This is a genomic window from Rhodococcus triatomae, from assembly GCF_014217785.1.
In the GTDB taxonomy this organism is placed as follows: domain Bacteria; phylum Actinomycetota; class Actinomycetes; order Mycobacteriales; family Mycobacteriaceae; genus Rhodococcus_F; species Rhodococcus_F triatomae.
Genome location: NZ_CP048814.1, coordinates 345,558 through 362,494, shown reverse-complemented (window position 1 = coordinate 362,494; position 16,937 = coordinate 345,558). Strand labels below are relative to the sequence as shown.

The following is a 16,937-nucleotide window of genomic DNA, read 5'->3' as shown; positions in this document are numbered from 1 at the left end:
AGCCGCCCGGTGCGATACCGGGCGGCTTCGTGGTGCCTACGACGAAGTGGGGCTCGTCAGAGCTTGTTGGCGGCCTGCGCGAGGGCCGACTTCTTGTTGGCCGCCTGGTTCTTGTGGATGACGCCCTTGCTGGCGGCCTTGTCGAGCTGGCGGCTGGTGGCGACCAGGAGCTCGTCGGCCTTGGTCTTGTCACCGGCTGCCGCGGCGTCGCGGAATGCGCGGATCGCCGTACGCAGCCCGGACTTCACCGACTGGTTGCGCTGTCGGGCAGCCTCGTTGGTGCGGATCCGCTTCACCTGGGACTTGATGTTGGCCACGCGTAGATTTCCTGTCGTCTTGGAGCTGTGGGTGTCGAGCTTGCTGTCGAAAGCTGTGGGTGCGTAGGCACCGACAGATGAGAATACCAGCGCAGCGGTATCGGTTTCAAACCGGTGGTCGACAGATCGCTCGCACTGCCGAAAGCGCACCGCTGTAGCAGCATATGCCCATGCAGACGCCCGCCACGAGAACCGCCGCCGGATCGACGCCGTCGGGCCACCGGCCGAAGACGCAGGCGCGCCGGAAACCGAGCGGCGGTCGCCGCGCGGCGCACGTCTTCGACGGATACGCCGACCTGGACAGCTTCTCCGTCGCCTACGACGAGATGTTCGACCCGACCGGGCGGGTGCGCGCGCCCTACAAGGGCGTGTACAAGGCATTCGCCCCCGCGGACCGGGAGGACCTCGCGGCCCGGTCGGAAGCGCTCGGACGGGCGTTCATCGACCAGGGGGTGACGTTCTCGCACTCGGGACAGGAACGCCCGTTCCCGCTCGACCTCGTTCCGCGGGTGATCGCGGCGGCGGAGTGGGCGAAGCTCGAGCGGGGGATCAAGCAGAGGGTGCGGGCGCTCGAGATGTTCCTGGCCGACGTCTACGGCGAGCAGCAGATCCTGCGCGACGGGGTCCTCCCGAAACGACTGGTCACCTCGTGCGCCCACTTCCACCGTGAGGCGACCGGGATCGTCCCGCCCAACGGAGTCCGTATCCACGTGGCCGGTGTCGACCTCGTCCGCGACGCGGACGGGGTGTTCCGGGTGCTCGAGGACAATCTGCGCTCCCCGTCCGGGGTGTCCTACGTGATGGAGAACCGCCGCACGATGGCGCGGGTGTTCCCCGACCTGTTCATGTCCCATCGGGTGCGGTCGGTCGGCGACTACGCGAGCCACCTGCTGCGTGCCCTGCGTGCCTCGGCGGCGCTCAATGCCGCGGACCCGACCGTCGTGGTACTCACGCCGGGCGTCGCGAACTCCGCGTACTTCGAGCACTCGCTGCTCGCGCGGCAGATGGGTGTCGAACTCGTCGAGGGCCGCGACCTGTTCTGCCGGGACAACGTCGTCTACATGCGCACCACCGAGGGTGAACGTCAGGTGGACGTCATCTACCGGCGGATCGACGACGAGTTCCTCGACCCCCTGCACTTCCGGCCGGAATCCGTGCTGGGGGTGGCGGGCCTGCTCAACGCGGCCCGCGCGGGGAACGTGGTGATCTCCAGTGCCGTCGGCAACGGGGTCGGGGACGACAAGCTGGTCTACACCTACGTCCCCCAGATCATCGAGTACTACCTGGGCGAGAAGCCGCTGCTCGCGAACGTGGACACGTTGCGGTGCTGGCTCGACGACGAGTGCGCGGACGTGCTCGACCGGGTGGACGAGCTGGTGATCAAACCGGTGGAGGGCTCCGGTGGATACGGCATCGTGTTCGGGCCCGATGCCTCGAAGAGCGAACGTGCGGCGATCCGCCGCAAGATCCGGGCCGATCCGCGAGGGTGGATCGCGCAGCCGGTGGTGCAGTTGTCGACCGTACCCACCAAGATCGGCGACGAGCTCGCGCCGAGGCACGTCGACCTGCGCCCGTTCGCGGTCAACGACGGCGACGACGTCTGGGTCCTTCCCGGCGGCCTGACCAGGGTGGCGCTGCCGGAGGGGTCACTGGTGGTCAACTCCAGCCAGGGCGGCGGCAGCAAGGACACCTGGGTACTGGCCAGCCGGAGCTCGGCGGACGTACGTGAGCTGGCCGGCCACGAGCTGGTCGCCGAGCCGGCCGCGTCGTCGGAGGCCGAGCAGGGGCCGGAACTGACCAACAGCCAACAGCAACAGCAACAGCAGCAACAGGCCCAGCGGGAGGGATGCTGATGCTCGCACGGAACGCGGAGTCCCTGTACTGGATCGGCCGGTACGTCGAGCGAGCCGACGACATGGCCCGGATCCTCGACGTCGCGGTGCACCAGCTGCTGGACGACGCGAGCGTGGATCCGGACCGCACGTCCCGAGTGCTGTTGCGGGTACTCGGGATTCCCGCGCCCACCACGCCGCTCGATGCCCGCTCGGTCACCGAACTCGTCGCGTTCAGCCGCGATCAGGTCGGCTCGATCCGCGAAGCGCTGGCCAGTGCCAGGGAGAATGCCCGGGGGGCGCGCGAGGTGACCTCCAGCGAGATGTGGGAGTGCCTCAACGCCACCTACAACGGTCTGGGTGAGCGCGAACGAGCGGCGAAACGACTGGGCCCGCACGAGTTCTTCCGCTACGTCGAGGAACGCGCGGCGATGTTCGCCGGCCTCACCGATTCGACGATGAGCCGCGACGACGGGTACCGATTCCTGGTGCTCGGGCGGTCCATCGAGCGGGTCGACATGCTGGTGCGGATGCTGCTCTCGCGTGCGGGGGACCGGCCGTCGTCCCCGGCCTGGGTCACGGTCCTGCGGTCGGCGGGCGCCAACGACGCCTACATGCGCACCTATCGTGGCGCGCTGGACGCGAACCGGGTGGTCGAATTCATCTTGCTGGATCGGCTGTTCCCCCGGTCGGTCTTCCACGCCATCCTGCAGGCGGAGCGGTGCCTGGCCGAGCTCGACCACCAGCCCGACAGCCGGGTGGGACCACGGGCGGAGGCGCAGCGATTGCTCGGACGGGCACGGAGCGAACTCGAGTTCCTCCCGCCCGGCGTGCTGCTCGAGGACCTCCAGGATCGGCTGGACGGGCTGCAACACACCTGCCGCGAGCTCGGGGAGGCCGTGGCGCTGCAATACTTTCACTCCGCGCCGTGGGTGGCATGGACCGACGCGAGAGCCGTGGGCAGCGACCTGCCCGTGGTCGAGGGAGAGCTGTGAGCTGGCGGATGCGGGTCGTGCACACCACAGGGTTCGCGTACGACGCGCCCGTGACGTCGTCGTACAACGAGGCCCGGCTCACGCCCCGAGGCGACAGCAGGCAGACGGTGGTGCTCAACCGTGTCGAAACCGACCCGGCGACACGGTCGTATCGGTACACCGACTACTGGGGCACCGCCGTGACGGCCTTCGATCTGCACGCCCCGCACACCGAGCTCGAGGTCACGGGCCTGTCCGTGGTGGAAACCGAACCGTTCACCGCGGTACGCGATTCGGTGGACTGGGCAGGTCTGAGCGAGGACGCGGTGCGAGATCGCTTCGACGAGCAACTCGCGCACACGACGTATGCCCCCCGCGACGACGAACTCGCCGGAGTCGCTGAGGAACTGAGTGCCGGCCGCAGCCCGGACGAGGCGGTGGTCGCCGCCTGTCGTTGGGTCTACGACGAAATGTCCTATGTCCCCGGCACGACCGGTGTGCACACCTCGGCGATCGAGGCGTGGGGAGAACGCAAGGGCGTGTGCCAGGACTACGCGCACCTGACGCTGGTGCTGCTGCGCAGCATGGGAATCCCCAGCCGGTACGTCTCCGGCTACCTCCACCCGAAAGCCGATGCGGCGCTCAACGAGACCGTCGAGGGGCAGAGCCATGCCTGGATCGAGGCGTGGACGGGCGGGTGGTGGGGATACGACCCGACGAACGCCATTCCGGTACGCGAGCAACACGTCTCGGTCGGTTTCGGGCGCGATTACAAGGACGTTCCCCCGCTGAAGGGAATCTTCTCCGGTGGTCGGGCAACAGATCTCGAAGTTGTCGTGGAGATCACCCGTCTGGCGTAGAGTCCGATCGAGAACTGGCGAAAGCAAGACTGCCGATCCGCTCGACGAAGGTGGGTTCATGTCTCCAACCGCACAGGAAATCGAAGAGATCGAACCGATCTCGGAAGTCAAGAAGTACGCCGCCGAAGCCGTCGGCACCTTCCTACTGGTGTTCTGCGCGGTCGGTACCGCGGTGTTCGCGGGAGCGAAGGTGGGAAACCTCGGCGTCGCCCTCGCATTCGGCCTCACGCTGCTGTTCCTCGTGTACTCGATCGGTCCGATCTCGGGGTGTCACGTCAATCCGGCGGTCACTCTCGGCCAGTTCGGCCTCGGTCGGATCAGCATCGTGACCGCGGCCGGCTACTGGGTCGCGCAGATCGTCGGCGGCCTCGTCGCGGGCCTGACGATCTTCGCGGTCGCGAACTCCCTGCCGGCCTACGACCGCTCGGTCGACGGACTGGGCGCGAACGGATGGGGTGAGCACAGCCCGTCCGCCGTGGTCGGTCCGGCCGGTGGAGTGCTCGAGAACGGCTACGGCATCGGAGCCGCCATGGTCGTCGAGGTCATCCTCACCGCCGTGCTGGTGTTCGTCGTACTCGCGTCGACCGATCGGATCTCCAACATCCCGCAGGCGGGCCTCGCGATCGGCTTCACCCTCGCCGTACTGCACCTGGTGGCCATCCCGATCGACAACACGTCGGTCAACCCGGCGCGGAGCATCGCGGTGGCCTTCTACCAGGACGGTGCGCTCGCTCAGCTGTGGCTCTTCATCGTGTTCCCGCTGCTCGGCGGCATCATCGGTGCATTCGCCTACCGCGCGATCTTCGGCCGGACGGACCGACTGCTCAGCTGACCCCACCCGCGTTGCCCGGGCGTCCACGCTGCCCGGGCAACGCGAGTGAGGCATGATTCTCCCTGCACTCGTCGTCGACGCAGGGAGAATTACGTGCGTGCAGGGTCCGTGACGTCCGCCGTGGTCGGGGCGATGGTGGCCGGTCTGGTCCTGGCGGCTCCGGCCGCCGCGCAACCTCCCGCCGAGCAGACCGAAGTCTCTGCGGAGGGAGTCTCGGTGGAGGGCTCCGGCCCGCGATACGTCGCACTCGGTGACTCCCGCGCGGCCGGCCCGTTCATCGACACGCTGTCGCACCGTGACCTGTGCATGAGGTCCGACCAGAACTACGCGGCGAAACTGGCCCGCGCCCTCGACGCCTCGAGCTTCACCGACGTGACCTGCATCGCGGCGCGCTCGGAGAACATCGTCGACACTCCGCAACGCCTTCCCGGCGTCGTCCGCCCGCCCCAGATCGAGGCACTCGGGCCGGACACCGAACTGGTGACCCTCAGTATCGGCGGCGTCGATTCCAATCACGTCGTCGTCACCCGCGAGAACTGCGCCACCCCGGTCCCGGGGCTGGACCGCCGCTGCCGTGACGACGAGAAGACCCTGCGGGACGCCGAGGAAGGTATCGCGCAGGCGGCACCGAAGATCGACCGCGCGGTCGCGGCGGTCCGGGAGGCGGCGCCGAATGCCAGGATCTTCCTCGTCGGCCACGGTGGAGCGGTCGGTCCTCGCGGATGCTGGCCCTCGATTCCGTACTCGGATGCCGATGCACAGTTCCTGGTCGACTACTTCGACCGGTTCAACCAGATCTACCGCGATCTGGTGGACCGGTACGACGTCGACTTCGTCGACATCGGTCGCGCTGCCGTCGACGGTGGTCACGATCCGTGCGCCGAGCCGGGAGAGAAGTGGTTCGAGGGCCTGATCCCCACGGATTCCGCGCAACCCGGGCACTTCAACGAGCGTGGAATGCAGGCGGTCGCGGACATGATCGCCGCGGAACTGCAGTACTGAAGCCCGACCGGGCCCTGACAGAGGAGCAAGTGTGCAGTTCGATCGTGTGAGTCGGGTCGATCGTGTGATTCGAGCGGTTCGCGTCGCTGCGGTGGGTGCGCTCGCGCTCACCGCGACGGTGGCCGGGAGCGCGGCGGCGTCGGCGACGCCGGACGTCGGTCCGGACGCCGCACCGCGCTCCGGGCCCGCCTACGTCGCGCTGGGGGACTCGCGCGCGTCGGGGCCCCTGATCGACGTCGCATCCCACCGGGACCTGTGCCTGCGGTCGACCACCGCGAACTACCCGGCGCTGCTGGCGCGTTCACTCGACGCGTCCTCGTTCGTCGACGTCACCTGTTCCGCGGCCAAACCCGAGCACGTGATCGACACGGCTCAGTTCGTCGGGACGCGCTTCGCGCCGCCGCAGCTCGAGCAGCTGGGCCCGGACACGGATCTGGTCACGATCAGCATCGGCGGCGGCGGATCGAACCATCTCCCGGTGACGGCCCTGTGCGTCGCGCTGATCCCGGGTGCCGATGCGCACTGCCGGGACAACGCCCTCTCCGAGAGGCTCGTCGTCGACGGTGTCGAGCGGATGCGCCCCCAGGTCGACGCCGTGGTGGAGTCGGTCGTGCGTGCCGCCCCCAACGCCCGCGTGTACCTGATCGGTCACGGCGGCTCGGTCGGACATCGCGGCTGCTGGCCGAACCTGCCGATGTCGGATGCCGACGCCACCTGGCTCTCGGGCTACTTCGACCGGTTCAACGACATCTACGTCACCGCCGCGCAGCGCCACGGAGTCGAATACGTGGACATCGCGAAGGCCGCCATCGACGGTGGTCACGACGCGTGTGCCGCCCGCGAGGACCGCTGGTTCGAGGGGTTGATCCCGGGGTCTCCGGCCGAGCCGGCGCATCCGAACGCCCGCGCGATGGAGGCGATCGCGCAGCTCGTGGCGGACGATTACGCCCGCGCCTCGGGGTCCTGACCGAGGCCGGCTCGGGAGTCGCTCAGCGCCAGCTGAAGTCGCTGCGCAATCTCGCGGCCACCTTGTCGAACGCCCGGCGCTCGACGATCGCGCCCTCACGGCGTATCCCGTCCTCGGGTACATCGAGGACCCGGTCCAGTCGGACCCAGCTCGGGCGGCCCTGGGAATCCCAGTCGCCGGCACCGATGGCGACCCAGTCCCGGTCCTCGGAGCGCCTTTCCTGCGAGGACAGCATCAGCCCGAGCAGCGTGTGGCCGTCGCGCCCGACGACGAGGACCGGACGGTCCTTGCCCTGGGACGGGTCGTCCTCGTAGGCCACCCAGGTCCACACGATCTCGCCGGGATCGGCACGCCCGTCCAGGTCGGGGCTGTACTCGACGGTCCGGGCACGATGTGCGGTCGGCGCGGTGTGTGAGGCGACCGGGCGGCCGGGCGTCGCCGTCGTCGTCGCGGTACCCGCGCCGGTCAGGACGCCCGTCGCCCGCTGGACGGCACCGGATTTCTGGATCTGCTCGAACAGTTGTGGGCCGCGCTCCCGGGCGATCTTGCCCAGCGCCTTGCCGATCGCATTCCACGTACTCGCCATGTCGGCCGAGTCTAGTGCGACGGCCGGTACGACACCGGCCAGCAGATGGCCGGGTGGCTTGGATATCCTGACGGGAGGTCCAGACCGGGTGGGCCGCTCCGGTTCCGTTCCAGCTAAGGGGTCCCTCATCACCAGCTTCGCCGATACGACCTTCACGGATCCCGCCAAGATCCGTAACTTCTGCATCATCGCCCACATCGACCACGGAAAGTCCACGCTGGCCGACCGCATGCTGCAGCTCACCGGCGTCGTCGAGGAACGTCAGATGCGCGCCCAGTATCTCGACCGGATGGACATCGAGCGCGAGCGGGGCATCACGATCAAGGCGCAGAACGTCCGGTTGCCGTGGAATCTCGACGGCGAGGACTACGTGATGCATCTGATCGACACCCCGGGGCACGTCGACTTCACCTACGAGGTCTCGCGGGCACTGGAGGCGTGTGAAGGTGCCGTTCTGCTGGTCGACGCGGCCCAGGGGATCGAGGCGCAGACCCTGGCGAATCTGTACCTCGCGCTCGACAAGGACCTGACGATCATCCCGGTTCTCAACAAGATCGACCTTCCCGCGGCCGACCCGGACCGGTACGCCTCGGAGATCGCACACATCATCGGCTGTGAGCCCGACGACGTCCTGCGGGTGTCCGGAAAGACCGGCGTCGGAGTCCCCGAACTGATCGACGCGGTCATCCGCCAGGTCCCGCCGCCGGTCGGCGACGCCGACGCACCGGCCCGGGCGATGATCTTCGACTCCGTCTACGACACCTACCGGGGCGTCGTCACCTATGTCCGAGTGGTGGACGGCAAGATCGTGCCCCGCGAGAAGATCAAGATGATGTCGACCGGAGCCACCCACGAACTGCTCGAGGTGGGCATCGTCTCACCTGAGCCGAAGCCCACTGCCGGGCTCGGCGTCGGCGAGGTCGGCTACCTGATCACCGGTGTGAAGGACGTCCGTCAGTCCAAGGTCGGTGACACCGTCACGAGCGCCAGGCACGGAGCGGAGAAGCCGCTCACCGGCTACCGCGAACCTCGTCCGATGGTCTACTCCGGCCTGTACCCGGTCGACGGGTCCGACTACCCGGTGCTCCGGGACGCCCTGGAAAAGCTGCAGCTCAACGACGCCGCCCTGACCTACGAGCCGGAGACCTCGGTCGCGCTCGGGTTCGGGTTCCGCTGCGGATTCCTCGGATTGCTGCACATGGAGATCACTCGCGAGCGGCTCGAGCGCGAATTCGGACTGGATCTGATCTCGACCGCCCCGAACGTGGTGTACCGCGTGGTGCTCGAGGGCGGTGAGGAGGTCGTCGTCACCAACCCGTCGGATTGGCCCGCAGGGAAGGCACGCGAGATCTACGAGCCGATCGTCAAGTGCACCGTGATCGCGCCCAGCGAGTTCATCGGCGCCATCATGGAGCTGTGTCAGTCGCGGCGCGGTGAGCTGGGGGGAATGGACTACCTCTCCGAGACCCGGGTGGAGCTGCGCTACACGCTGCCGATGGCGGAGATCATCTTCGACTTCTTCGACTCCCTCAAGTCCCGCACCCGCGGATACGCCAGCCTCGACTACGAGGAGGCGGGGGAGCAGGAGGCCGCGCTGGTCAAGGTCGACATCCTGTTGCAGGGAGAGGCGGTCGACGCGTTCAGTGCGATCGTGCACAAGGATGCCGCGTCCGCCTACGGCAACAAGATGACCACCAAGCTCAGGGAACTGATCCCGCGTCAGCAGTTCGAGGTGCCGATTCAGGCGGCGATCGGCTCGAAGATCATCGCTCGCGAGAACATCCGGGCGATCCGCAAGGACGTGCTGGCCAAGTGCTACGGCGGCGACATCTCCCGTAAGCGCAAGCTGCTCGAGAAGCAGAAGGAAGGCAAGAAGCGGATGAAGACGATCGGTCGCGTCGACGTGCCGCAGGAAGCCTTCGTGGCGGCGCTGTCGTCCGACGCGGCGTCGGACAAGCCGAAGAAGTAACAAAAGTAGGAGGCGTCGTGCTCGACACCTGGCTCACCCGGGAACTCGGACTCGGGGTGCCGATTCTCGGCGCACCGATGGGCGGACGCGCCGGGGGAGCGCTCGTGGGTGAGGTGTCGCGTGCGGGCGGCCTCGGCCTGCTCGGTGCGGCGCGATACGCCACGCCGGAGTGGATCGCCCGGGAGTGTGCGGTCGCCCGTGACGTGGGTGGTGACGGTTTCGGAATCGGATTGATGACGTGGGCCCTCTACGACGACGACACGATGCTCGGGGCGGCTCTCGAACAGCGGCCCAGGATCGTCTCGCTCTCGTTCGGTGACCCGGCGCCGTTCGTGGAGCGCGTGCACGCCGCCGGCTCCCTCGTGCTCTCCCAGGTCAACACGATCGAGGATCTGCGGGTGGTGGAGGCGGCCGGCGTGGATCTCGTCGTCGCCCAGGGCGGTGAGGCAGGTGGGCACACCGGGCACGTCGGCACGCTGCCGCTCGTCCAGGAGATCCTCGAGGCGTCCCGGGTGCCGGTGATCGCGGCCGGTGGGATCGCGACCGGGCGCGGACTGGCGGCGGTGCTCGCCGCAGGCTGTGAGGGCGCCATGATCGGTACCGCGCTGCTGGCCAGCCCGGAGACGGTGGGACCGGATTACGCCCGGTCACGGGTCGTCGAGGCGGCCAGCACGGACACGGTCTACACGTCGGTGTTCGACCGGGCCCGTAACCAGCCGTGGCCGCACCGGTGGGGTGGCCGGGCGCTCGCGAACGCGTTCACGCGGGAGTGGGACGGGCGTGACGACGTCGCCCGGGCCGATCTCGAGGCGGCGTACGACGCGGCCGATCCGGAACTGGGCGTCGTGTACGCCGGCCAGGCGAGCGGACTGGTACACGACAGCGTGCCGGCGGGACGGGTGGTCACGGCCATCGCGGCCGACGCCGAGGCACTGCTCCGTCGCTACCGGGACTGAGCGCCCCTCCCACACCGAGCCGGCGCTCGGTGCTCAGTCGGTGGGTCCGTCGATCCCGAGCATCGACAGGAGCATGCGGCAGTCGTCGACGTCGGTGGAATGCAGCGCGACGATGCGCTGCGCCTTGCGTACCTGGTCGGTGTCGAGTTCGACGTCCGCGTCCTCGACCGGCGAGTTGTCCGAGTGTGTCATCGCGGCCGCCCTCCTTCGATTCGACGGTTTCGATTCGACGGTGCCCGGGTCTGCCGAAGACCCGCTACTGCGCATCCCGTCCGAGCTTCCCATTGTGGGTCACGAAGCGCGTGTCGGTGGCCGAAACCGGCCGGAGGTGGTTCGCCGACGCCGGATAGAGTGACGGGCGTGGAACAGATCGCGCGATGGTGGGACGGGGCCGAGCTGTGGCTCGCCGGGCTTCCGTTCGTACCGCAGGTGGCCCTGGTGCTGCTCGTGGCGCTTCCGGTCTGTGGAGCGCTCGCCTGGCTCCTGGATCGTGCACTCGCGACGGTCCTGATCCTGCTGCGGCGGGACGCGACGAACACGGAGGAACACTGACCATGCCCCGCTCACGCGTCACCCTTGCGCTGATCGCGCTGATCCTGCTCGTGATCGTCGCCTGGCTGCTCACCCGCTGAACCTGTCGGCGGAACGTCCCCGCTGTCCGGATTGGAAGACTCGCTCGAAGCTTGCTACAGTCCACCGCGTGTCTGCAGCCACCATGCCCGAGGTCCGCCATGAACTGGCGTTGATCGCTGTCGGCATGCTTGCTGTCGCAGACATCGACTGTTGTTGCTGATCGCAGCTCACGCGCGTGATCCCCGCCCGCACGGGTGAACTCTGTCTCGAGTCCCCACAGGCACACGCATCCCCTCGCGAGAACCGGAATCTGCCGGTCCCTGTCGCGAACGCTCGATCCTCGACCATCCCGGACCTCCGGTCCGCTCAGGAAGGCTACTGCCATGAAGCGCCGTTCCCGTCTCCTCCTCACCGCTGTTGCCGCCGTGGGTGCTCTCACCCTGTCGGCATGCGCCGGAGGCGCCAGCGACACCGTGGGAGAGGAGAGCTCCGCCGACGGAAGTGCGGGCACGCTCAATCTCTACGCGTACGCCGTCCCGAAGCCGGGCTTCGACAAGATCATCCCGGCGTTCAACGGCACCGACGAGGGCGAGGGTGTCCGCGTCCAGCCGTCCTTCGGGGCGTCCGGCGACCAGTCCCGCAAGGTTCGCGACGGCGCGGAGGCCGACGTCGTGAACTTCTCGGTGACGCCCGACATCACCCGGCTGGTCGATGCCGGGCTCGTCGACGCCGACTGGGATCAGGATGCCTACAACGGCATTCCGTTCGGCTCGGTCGTGACCATCGTGGTCCGCGAGGGGAATCCGCTGAACATCCAGGACTGGGACGACCTCCTGCAGCCCGGGCTCGAGGTGGTCACCCCGAACCCGTTCAGCTCCGGGTCGGCGAAGTGGAACCTGCTCGCCCCGTACGCGGCGAAGAGCAACGGTGGCGAGAACCCGCAGGCCGGTCTCGACTACGTGACGGCGCTGGTCAACGACCACATCAAGATTCAGCCGAAGTCCGGGCGCGAGGCGACGGAGGCGTTCCTGCAGGGCACCGGAGACGTGCTGCTCAGCTACGAGAACGAGGCGCTGTTCATCGAGGGCAACGGCGAGCCGGTCGAGCACGTCACGCCGCCGGACACCTTCAAGATCGACAACCCGGTGGCGGTGCTGTCGAACAGCCGGAACCTGGACAAGGCCAACGCGTTCCGTGACTTCCTGTACACCGAGGACGGTCAGCGGCTGTGGGCCGAGGCCGGTTTCCGTCCCGTCGACCCCGCTGTCGCGGACGAGTTCACCGACAAGTTCCCGGAGCCCGAGAAGCTGTGGACGATCGATGACTTCGGCGGCTGGACCCAGGTCGATGCGGAGCTGTTCGCGCAGGGCTCCGGATCCATCGCGGTGATCTACGACAACGCCTCGAACTGATCGACGACAACGCCTCCGAGTAGGAACGACGAAGAACGTGAGTGACGTACTGACGACGGACGGGGGCGCCGCCCCGGCGCCGCCCCCGCGCCGTCGCCCGCCACGCCGGAAGATCGCCAAGGTCACCGGCGCGGTCGGGCCACTGGGAATCGGAATCGCCGCGCTGTGGCTGAGTGTGATCGTGTTGCTGCCGCTCGCGGCGCTCACGGTGGCATCGTTCGAGAACGGGATCAGCGGTTTCATCGATGCCGTCACCTCGCCCGTGGCCCTGGCCTCGCTGCAGATCACCGTCATGGTGTCTGCGGTGGTGGCGGTGGTCAACGTGGTGATGGGCACGCTGATCGCGTGGGTGCTGGTCCGCGACGAGTTCCCGGGGAAGCGGATCGTCAACGCGCTCATCGACCTTCCCTTCGCGTTGCCGACGATCGTGGCGAGCATCGTGCTGCTGTCCCTGTACGGACCGCAGAGCCCGATCGACATCCACCTCAACGCCACCCGGGCGGGCCTCGTCGTGGCGCTGGCCTTCGTGACCCTGCCGTTCGTGGTCCGCTCGGTGCAGCCGGTGCTCATCGAACTCGACCGCGAGGTGGAGGAGGCCGCGGCCTCGCTCGGTGCCTCCAACGGCACCATCTTCCGGCGCATCGTGCTGCCCACCCTGACGCCGGCCGTCATCAGCGGTGCGGGTCTGGCGTTCGCGCGGGCGATCGGCGAGTACGGGTCGATCGTGCTGATCGGTGGCAACATCCCCCGTGACACGCAGGTCGCCTCGCAGTACATCCAACAGCAGATCGAGATCGACCGGCCCGGTGCCGCGGCGTCGGTGTCGGTGGCACTGCTGCTCATCGCGTTCGTGACGCTGTTCGTGCTGCGGTTGTTCGCCACTCGCGGCCAGCGTCGGCAGGAGGAGGCGAAGTGAAGCTCTCTCCGGCCACCCGCATCTCCCTGCGCACCGTTGCGCTGCTGTATCTCTTCGGCCTGCTCGTCGTGCCGATCCTGGTGATCCTCTATCGCACGTTCGAGAACGGCATCGGGGCGTTCATCGAGTCCATTTCCACGCCCGCCGCGATCTCCGCACTCAACCTCTCGTTGATCATCGTGGCCATCGTGGTCCCGATCAACGTGGTGTTCGGCATCGTCACCGCGCTGGCGCTGGTGCGTGGGCGGTTCCCGGGCCGCGGCGCGCTGCAGGCGGTCGTGGACCTGCCGTTCGCCGTCTCGCCGATCGTCGTCGGCGTGTCCCTGATCCTGCTGTGGGGCGTCAACGGGTGGTTCGGCGGCATCGAATCGCTCGGATTCCGGGTCATCTTCGGCCTTCCCGGCATGGTGCTCGCGACGATCTTCGTGACCCTGCCGTTCGTCGTCCGGGAAGTCGAGCCCGTCCTGCACGAGATCGGCGAGGAGCAGGAGCAGGCGGCCGCGACGCTCGGGGCCAACAAATGGCAGACGTTCTGGCGGATCACGCTCCCCGCGATCCGCTGGGGCCTGACCTACGGCGTCGTCCTCACCGTCGCCCGCTCGCTGGGCGAGTTCGGTGCGGTGATCATGGTGTCGTCCGGGTTCCCCGGCGTCTCGCAGACACTGACCCTGCTCGTGCACTCCCGCTACATCGATGACCACAACACCTTCGGCGCTTACTCCGCCGCCACCTTGCTGATGGGCATCGCGCTGCTCACACTGTTGCTGATGACCCTGCTCGACCGTAAGAGGAGCACGACATGATCACCGTGACCGGCGCGCGCAAGAACTACGGGTCCTTCGCAGCCCTGGACGACGTGACGCTCGACATCCCTTCGGGGTCGTTGACGGCGCTGCTCGGTCCCAGCGGGTCGGGGAAGTCGACGCTCCTGCGTGCCATCGCGGGCCTCGAATCCCTCGACGACGGCACCGTGTCCATCGCGGGCAAGGACGTCACCGACGTCTCGCCGCAGAAGCGGGACATCGGCTTCGTCTTCCAGCACTACGCGGCGTTCAAGCACCTGACCGTGCGCAAGAACGTCGCGTTCGGGCTCGAGATCCGCAAGCGGCCCAAGCGTGAGATCGACAAGAAGGTCAACGAGTTGCTCGAGATCGTCGGTCTCGACGGCTTCCAGCACCGCTACCCGTCACAGCTCTCCGGCGGCCAGCGGCAGCGGATGGCCCTCGCCCGCGCGCTCGCGGTGGATCCGCAGGTGCTGCTGTTGGACGAGCCGTTCGGTGCGCTCGATGCGAAGGTGCGGGCGGACCTGCGAACGTGGCTGCGGCGCCTGCACGACGAGGTGCACGTCACGACGGTGCTGGTCACGCACGACCAGGAGGAGGCGCTCGACGTCGCCGACCGGATCGCGGTACTCAACCACGGCCGGATCGAACAGGTCGGTCCGCCCGCGGACCTGTACGACCGCCCGGTCAACGACTTCGTCATGTCCTTCCTCGGCTCCGTCGCCAAGCTCAACGGTCAACTCGTCCGGCCGCACGACATTCGCCTCGGCCGCACCGCGGATCTCGCGCTCGCTGCCGAATCGGGTACGGCCGAATCGCTCGGGGTGACCCGGTCGACGGTCGAGCGAGTCGTCCACCTCGGTTTCGAGGTGCGCGTCGAGTTGCGCAACGAGGCCACCGGCGAGCGGTTCTCGGCCCAGGTCACCCGCGGTGACAGTGCCGCTCTGGGGTTGCGTGAGGGCGAGACCGTCTTCGCCCGCGCCACCCGCGCCCCCGATCTGCCCGAACGTGCCGTGGTGGCGAATCCCGCCGACGCGTCCGGCGCCGCCGGTTCGAACGCCGGTGATCCGAAGGACGGCACCGGCGGACGGCACGCCGCGTCGTCCGCCACCCCGGACACTGCCACCGACGCCACCACCACCGACACCACCACCACCACCGACACCACCCCCGGAGTCTCCGCCACCCGCGGGTGAAGGTGGCCTTCGGCTCCTCAGACCGGTCGAAGGCCACCTTCACCCAGGTGGGGGTGGGTGCGGGGAGGGGATCGGGCGTGGGCGGTCAGAGAGTGGCGTGGGCGGTCAGGGAGAGGCGAGGGCGTCCGAGAACCGCTGCTGGACGTCGGCCCAGTCGACGATGTTCCAGAACGCGGCGACGTAGTCGGCCTTGACGTTGCGGTACTGCAGGTAGAAGGCGTGCTCCCACATGTCGAGCATGAGAAGGGGAACGAGCCCGATGCTGATGTTCCCCTGCTGATCGGTCAACTGCTGGACGACGAGTCGGCCACCGAGGCGGTCGTAGGCCAGGACGGCCCAGCCGGACCCCTGCAGGGTCGTCGCGGCAGCGGAGAAGTGTGCGACGAACTTCTCGAACGAGCCGAACTGGTCCTCGATCGCGGCGGCGAGGTCACCGACCGGTTTGTCGCCGCCGTCCGGTGACAGGTTCTTCCAGAAGATCGAGTGATTGGTGTGACCACCGAGGTGGAACGCCAGGTTCTTGCTCAGCAACGGGGCCTTGGCGGTGACGGATCCGTCCTCACGCGCCTCGGCGAGTTGCTCGAGTGCGGTGTTGGCGCCGGCCACGTAGGTGGCGTGGTGCTTGCTGTGATGCAACTCCATGATCTCGCCGGAGATGTGCGGCTCGAGTGCGGAGTAGTCGTAGTCCAGATCGGGCAGAACGTAGATGCTCACTGTCGGGGTTCCCTTCGCTGATGCTCGGACACCACCGACGCTATGACCTCGAGTGCACTCGAGGTAAAGAAGCTATGGGGCACATCACTGTTCGGTGCGGAGTGGCCGGGAACGTCCGCCCGAGGAGTGGCCGTCGTTCATCGGTCCCGACATACCAGGACCGGGCAGCGGGACCGGTGGATCAGGCTCTGACTGGTCGAACCGATGATCGATGCGGTGAACGGATGACGCCCGTGGCTGCCCACGACCACCAGCTGCGCCTCCACCGAGTGCTCGAGGAGCGCCCGCATGGGGCCACCGCGTTCGACGCAGCGGGTCACCACCACATCCGGATACTTCTCGCACCATCCGGACAGCGATTGCGCGAGCATCGCGGCCTCGTGCTGCTCGTGCGCGGTCCAGTCGGTGAACCGGCGCTTCTCGGTGAGCCCACCGAGGGTGGACTGTTCCGGCCAGGTGTGGACCGCCACCAGCGGTGCCCCGAAGAAGGCCGCGCACTCGAATGCGTGCTCGACGGCCGAATCACTGAGGGGTGAGCCGTCGACGCCGACCACCACGGGACGGCGATCCGGTTCGTCCGGCCCGGGCTCGCCGCGCCACACCGCGACCGGGCAGTGCGCGTGGTTCGCGACGTGGACGACGTCGGATCCGGTGAACACCGACTGCATCTCGGTGGTGTCCGCAGGGCCGAGCACGACCATCCGGGCAGTGCGGGACAGGTTCTCCAGGGCCTTCGCCGGTGATCCCGCCTGGACGCTGCGCTCGATCGACAGGTCACCGTATCCGTTGCCGATCGCGCGTGCCGCCTCGTCGAGGGACTGCTCGGCTTCCTCGAGTTCCGGGCCGTGTGGGGTTTCGCCGGTGATCCGGCGGCGTGCGTCGACGACCCGGGTGAGGTGCAGCGGTTCGTGGAATCGCCGAGCGGCGTGGGCGGCCCAGTGCGCCGCGTCGAGCGCCCCCGGCGAGCCGTCGATTCCGGCCACGATTCCATGTCTCGTCTGTGTAGTGGTCATGGTTGCTCCTCGCCTCACTTAACAGTGTGAGCCGGG

The 16,937-nt window shown here is 68.1% G+C and carries 18 protein-coding genes and 1 pseudogene; 14 read left to right on the top strand and 5 right to left on the bottom strand.

The window, feature by feature from the left end:
* Nucleotides 1-56: 56 nt before the first annotated feature.
* Nucleotides 57-317: a 30S ribosomal protein S20 gene (rpsT, locus tag G4H71_RS01720; protein WP_072737614.1), complete on the bottom strand. Its 261-nt coding sequence runs from the start codon at nucleotides 315-317 to the stop codon at nucleotides 57-59.
* 170 nt (nucleotides 318-487) lie between these two features.
* Between rpsT and G4H71_RS01715 the strand changes: the two genes are divergently transcribed.
* The 6 genes from G4H71_RS01715 to G4H71_RS01690 all read left to right on the top strand — a co-directional run bounded on the left by G4H71_RS01715 (nucleotide 488) and on the right by G4H71_RS01690 (nucleotide 6,784).
* Nucleotides 488-2,170 carry a circularly permuted type 2 ATP-grasp protein gene (locus tag G4H71_RS01715; RefSeq protein ID WP_139183156.1) on the top strand — a complete coding sequence of 561 codons (1,683 nt, stop codon included), beginning with the start codon at nucleotides 488-490 and terminating at the stop codon, nucleotides 2,168-2,170.
* On the top strand, nucleotides 2,170-3,144 hold the full coding sequence (locus G4H71_RS01710; RefSeq protein WP_072737813.1) for an alpha-E domain-containing protein: 975 nt from the start codon (nucleotides 2,170-2,172) through the stop codon (nucleotides 3,142-3,144). Before G4H71_RS01715 ends, G4H71_RS01710 begins: the two co-directional genes overlap by 1 nt.
* Nucleotides 3,145-3,152: 8 nt before the next feature.
* On the top strand, nucleotides 3,153-3,983 hold the full coding sequence (locus tag G4H71_RS01705) for a transglutaminase family protein (protein WP_072737615.1): 831 nt from the start codon (nucleotides 3,153-3,155) through the stop codon (nucleotides 3,981-3,983).
* Nucleotides 3,984-4,041: 58 nt separating this feature from the next.
* Nucleotides 4,042-4,815, top strand: coding sequence for an aquaporin (locus G4H71_RS01700; protein WP_072737616.1), 774 nt, complete (start codon nucleotides 4,042-4,044; stop codon nucleotides 4,813-4,815).
* A 93-nt stretch (nucleotides 4,816-4,908) separates the two neighbouring features.
* The gene (locus tag G4H71_RS01695) at nucleotides 4,909-5,817 is read left to right on the top strand and encodes an SGNH/GDSL hydrolase family protein (RefSeq protein WP_246442633.1); all 909 of its coding nucleotides are present in this window, start codon (nucleotides 4,909-4,911) and stop codon (nucleotides 5,815-5,817) included.
* Nucleotides 5,818-6,016: 199 nt separating this feature from the next.
* Entirely contained in the window at nucleotides 6,017-6,784 is a 768-nt protein-coding gene (locus G4H71_RS01690) for an SGNH/GDSL hydrolase family protein (RefSeq protein WP_072737815.1), read from the top strand.
* Nucleotides 6,785-6,806: 22 nt separating this feature from the next.
* On the opposite strand, the gene G4H71_RS01685 is transcribed toward G4H71_RS01690, so the two are convergent.
* Nucleotides 6,807-7,370: a type II toxin-antitoxin system PemK/MazF family toxin gene (locus tag G4H71_RS01685; RefSeq protein ID WP_072737617.1), complete on the bottom strand. Its 564-nt coding sequence runs from the start codon at nucleotides 7,368-7,370 to the stop codon at nucleotides 6,807-6,809.
* A gap of 58 nt (nucleotides 7,371-7,428) precedes the next feature.
* On the opposite strand from G4H71_RS01685, the gene lepA reads away from it, so the two are divergent.
* Both lepA and G4H71_RS01675 read left to right on the top strand, forming a co-directional pair.
* On the top strand, nucleotides 7,429-9,339 hold the full coding sequence (gene lepA / locus G4H71_RS01680) for a translation elongation factor 4 (protein WP_072737618.1): 1,911 nt from the start codon (nucleotides 7,429-7,431) through the stop codon (nucleotides 9,337-9,339).
* Between the two features lie 17 nt (nucleotides 9,340-9,356).
* Nucleotides 9,357-10,295: an NAD(P)H-dependent flavin oxidoreductase gene (locus tag G4H71_RS01675; protein WP_072737619.1), complete on the top strand. Its 939-nt coding sequence runs from the start codon at nucleotides 9,357-9,359 to the stop codon at nucleotides 10,293-10,295.
* A gap of 33 nt (nucleotides 10,296-10,328) precedes the next feature.
* On the opposite strand, the gene G4H71_RS01670 is transcribed toward G4H71_RS01675, so the two are convergent.
* Nucleotides 10,329-10,487, bottom strand: coding sequence for a hypothetical protein (locus tag G4H71_RS01670; protein ID WP_169847145.1), 159 nt, complete (start codon nucleotides 10,485-10,487; stop codon nucleotides 10,329-10,331).
* Nucleotides 10,488-10,655: 168 nt separating this feature from the next.
* On the opposite strand from G4H71_RS01670, the gene G4H71_RS01665 reads away from it, so the two are divergent.
* The 6 genes and pseudogenes from G4H71_RS01665 to G4H71_RS01645 all read left to right on the top strand — a co-directional run.
* On the top strand, nucleotides 10,656-10,847 hold the full coding sequence (locus G4H71_RS01665; protein WP_072737816.1) for a hypothetical protein: 192 nt from the start codon (nucleotides 10,656-10,658) through the stop codon (nucleotides 10,845-10,847).
* A gap of 163 nt (nucleotides 10,848-11,010) precedes the next feature.
* Complete coding sequence (locus G4H71_RS22840) at nucleotides 11,011-11,088, top strand: Ms4533A family Cys-rich leader peptide (RefSeq protein WP_367890089.1); 78 nt, start codon at nucleotides 11,011-11,013, stop codon at nucleotides 11,086-11,088.
* Nucleotides 11,089-11,251: 163 nt separating this feature from the next.
* The gene (locus tag G4H71_RS01660; RefSeq protein WP_072737620.1) at nucleotides 11,252-12,280 is read left to right on the top strand and encodes a sulfate ABC transporter substrate-binding protein; all 1,029 of its coding nucleotides are present in this window, start codon (nucleotides 11,252-11,254) and stop codon (nucleotides 12,278-12,280) included.
* A 37-nt stretch (nucleotides 12,281-12,317) separates the two neighbouring features.
* Nucleotides 12,318-13,196 carry a sulfate ABC transporter permease subunit CysT gene (cysT, locus tag G4H71_RS01655; RefSeq protein ID WP_083342878.1) on the top strand — a complete coding sequence of 293 codons (879 nt, stop codon included), beginning with the start codon at nucleotides 12,318-12,320 and terminating at the stop codon, nucleotides 13,194-13,196.
* Complete coding sequence (cysW, locus tag G4H71_RS01650; RefSeq protein ID WP_072737621.1) at nucleotides 13,193-13,999, top strand: sulfate ABC transporter permease subunit CysW; 807 nt, start codon at nucleotides 13,193-13,195, stop codon at nucleotides 13,997-13,999. Before cysT ends, cysW begins: the two co-directional genes overlap by 4 nt.
* A pseudogene (locus G4H71_RS01645) lies at nucleotides 13,996-14,994 on the top strand (sulfate/molybdate ABC transporter ATP-binding protein); the annotation flags it as partial. The gene cysW and the pseudogene G4H71_RS01645, both read left to right, overlap by 4 nt.
* A 285-nt stretch (nucleotides 14,995-15,279) precedes the next feature.
* Here the strand turns inward: G4H71_RS01645 and G4H71_RS01640 are convergent.
* Together G4H71_RS01640 and G4H71_RS01635 are read right to left on the bottom strand one after the other, a co-directional pair.
* Nucleotides 15,280-15,888: a superoxide dismutase gene (locus G4H71_RS01640; RefSeq protein ID WP_072737623.1), complete on the bottom strand. Its 609-nt coding sequence runs from the start codon at nucleotides 15,886-15,888 to the stop codon at nucleotides 15,280-15,282.
* 137 nt (nucleotides 15,889-16,025) lie between these two features.
* A complete protein-coding gene (locus G4H71_RS01635; protein ID WP_072737624.1) occupies nucleotides 16,026-16,901 on the bottom strand; it encodes a universal stress protein in 876 nt (291 codons plus the stop codon).
* Between the last annotated feature and the right edge of the window lie 36 nt (nucleotides 16,902-16,937).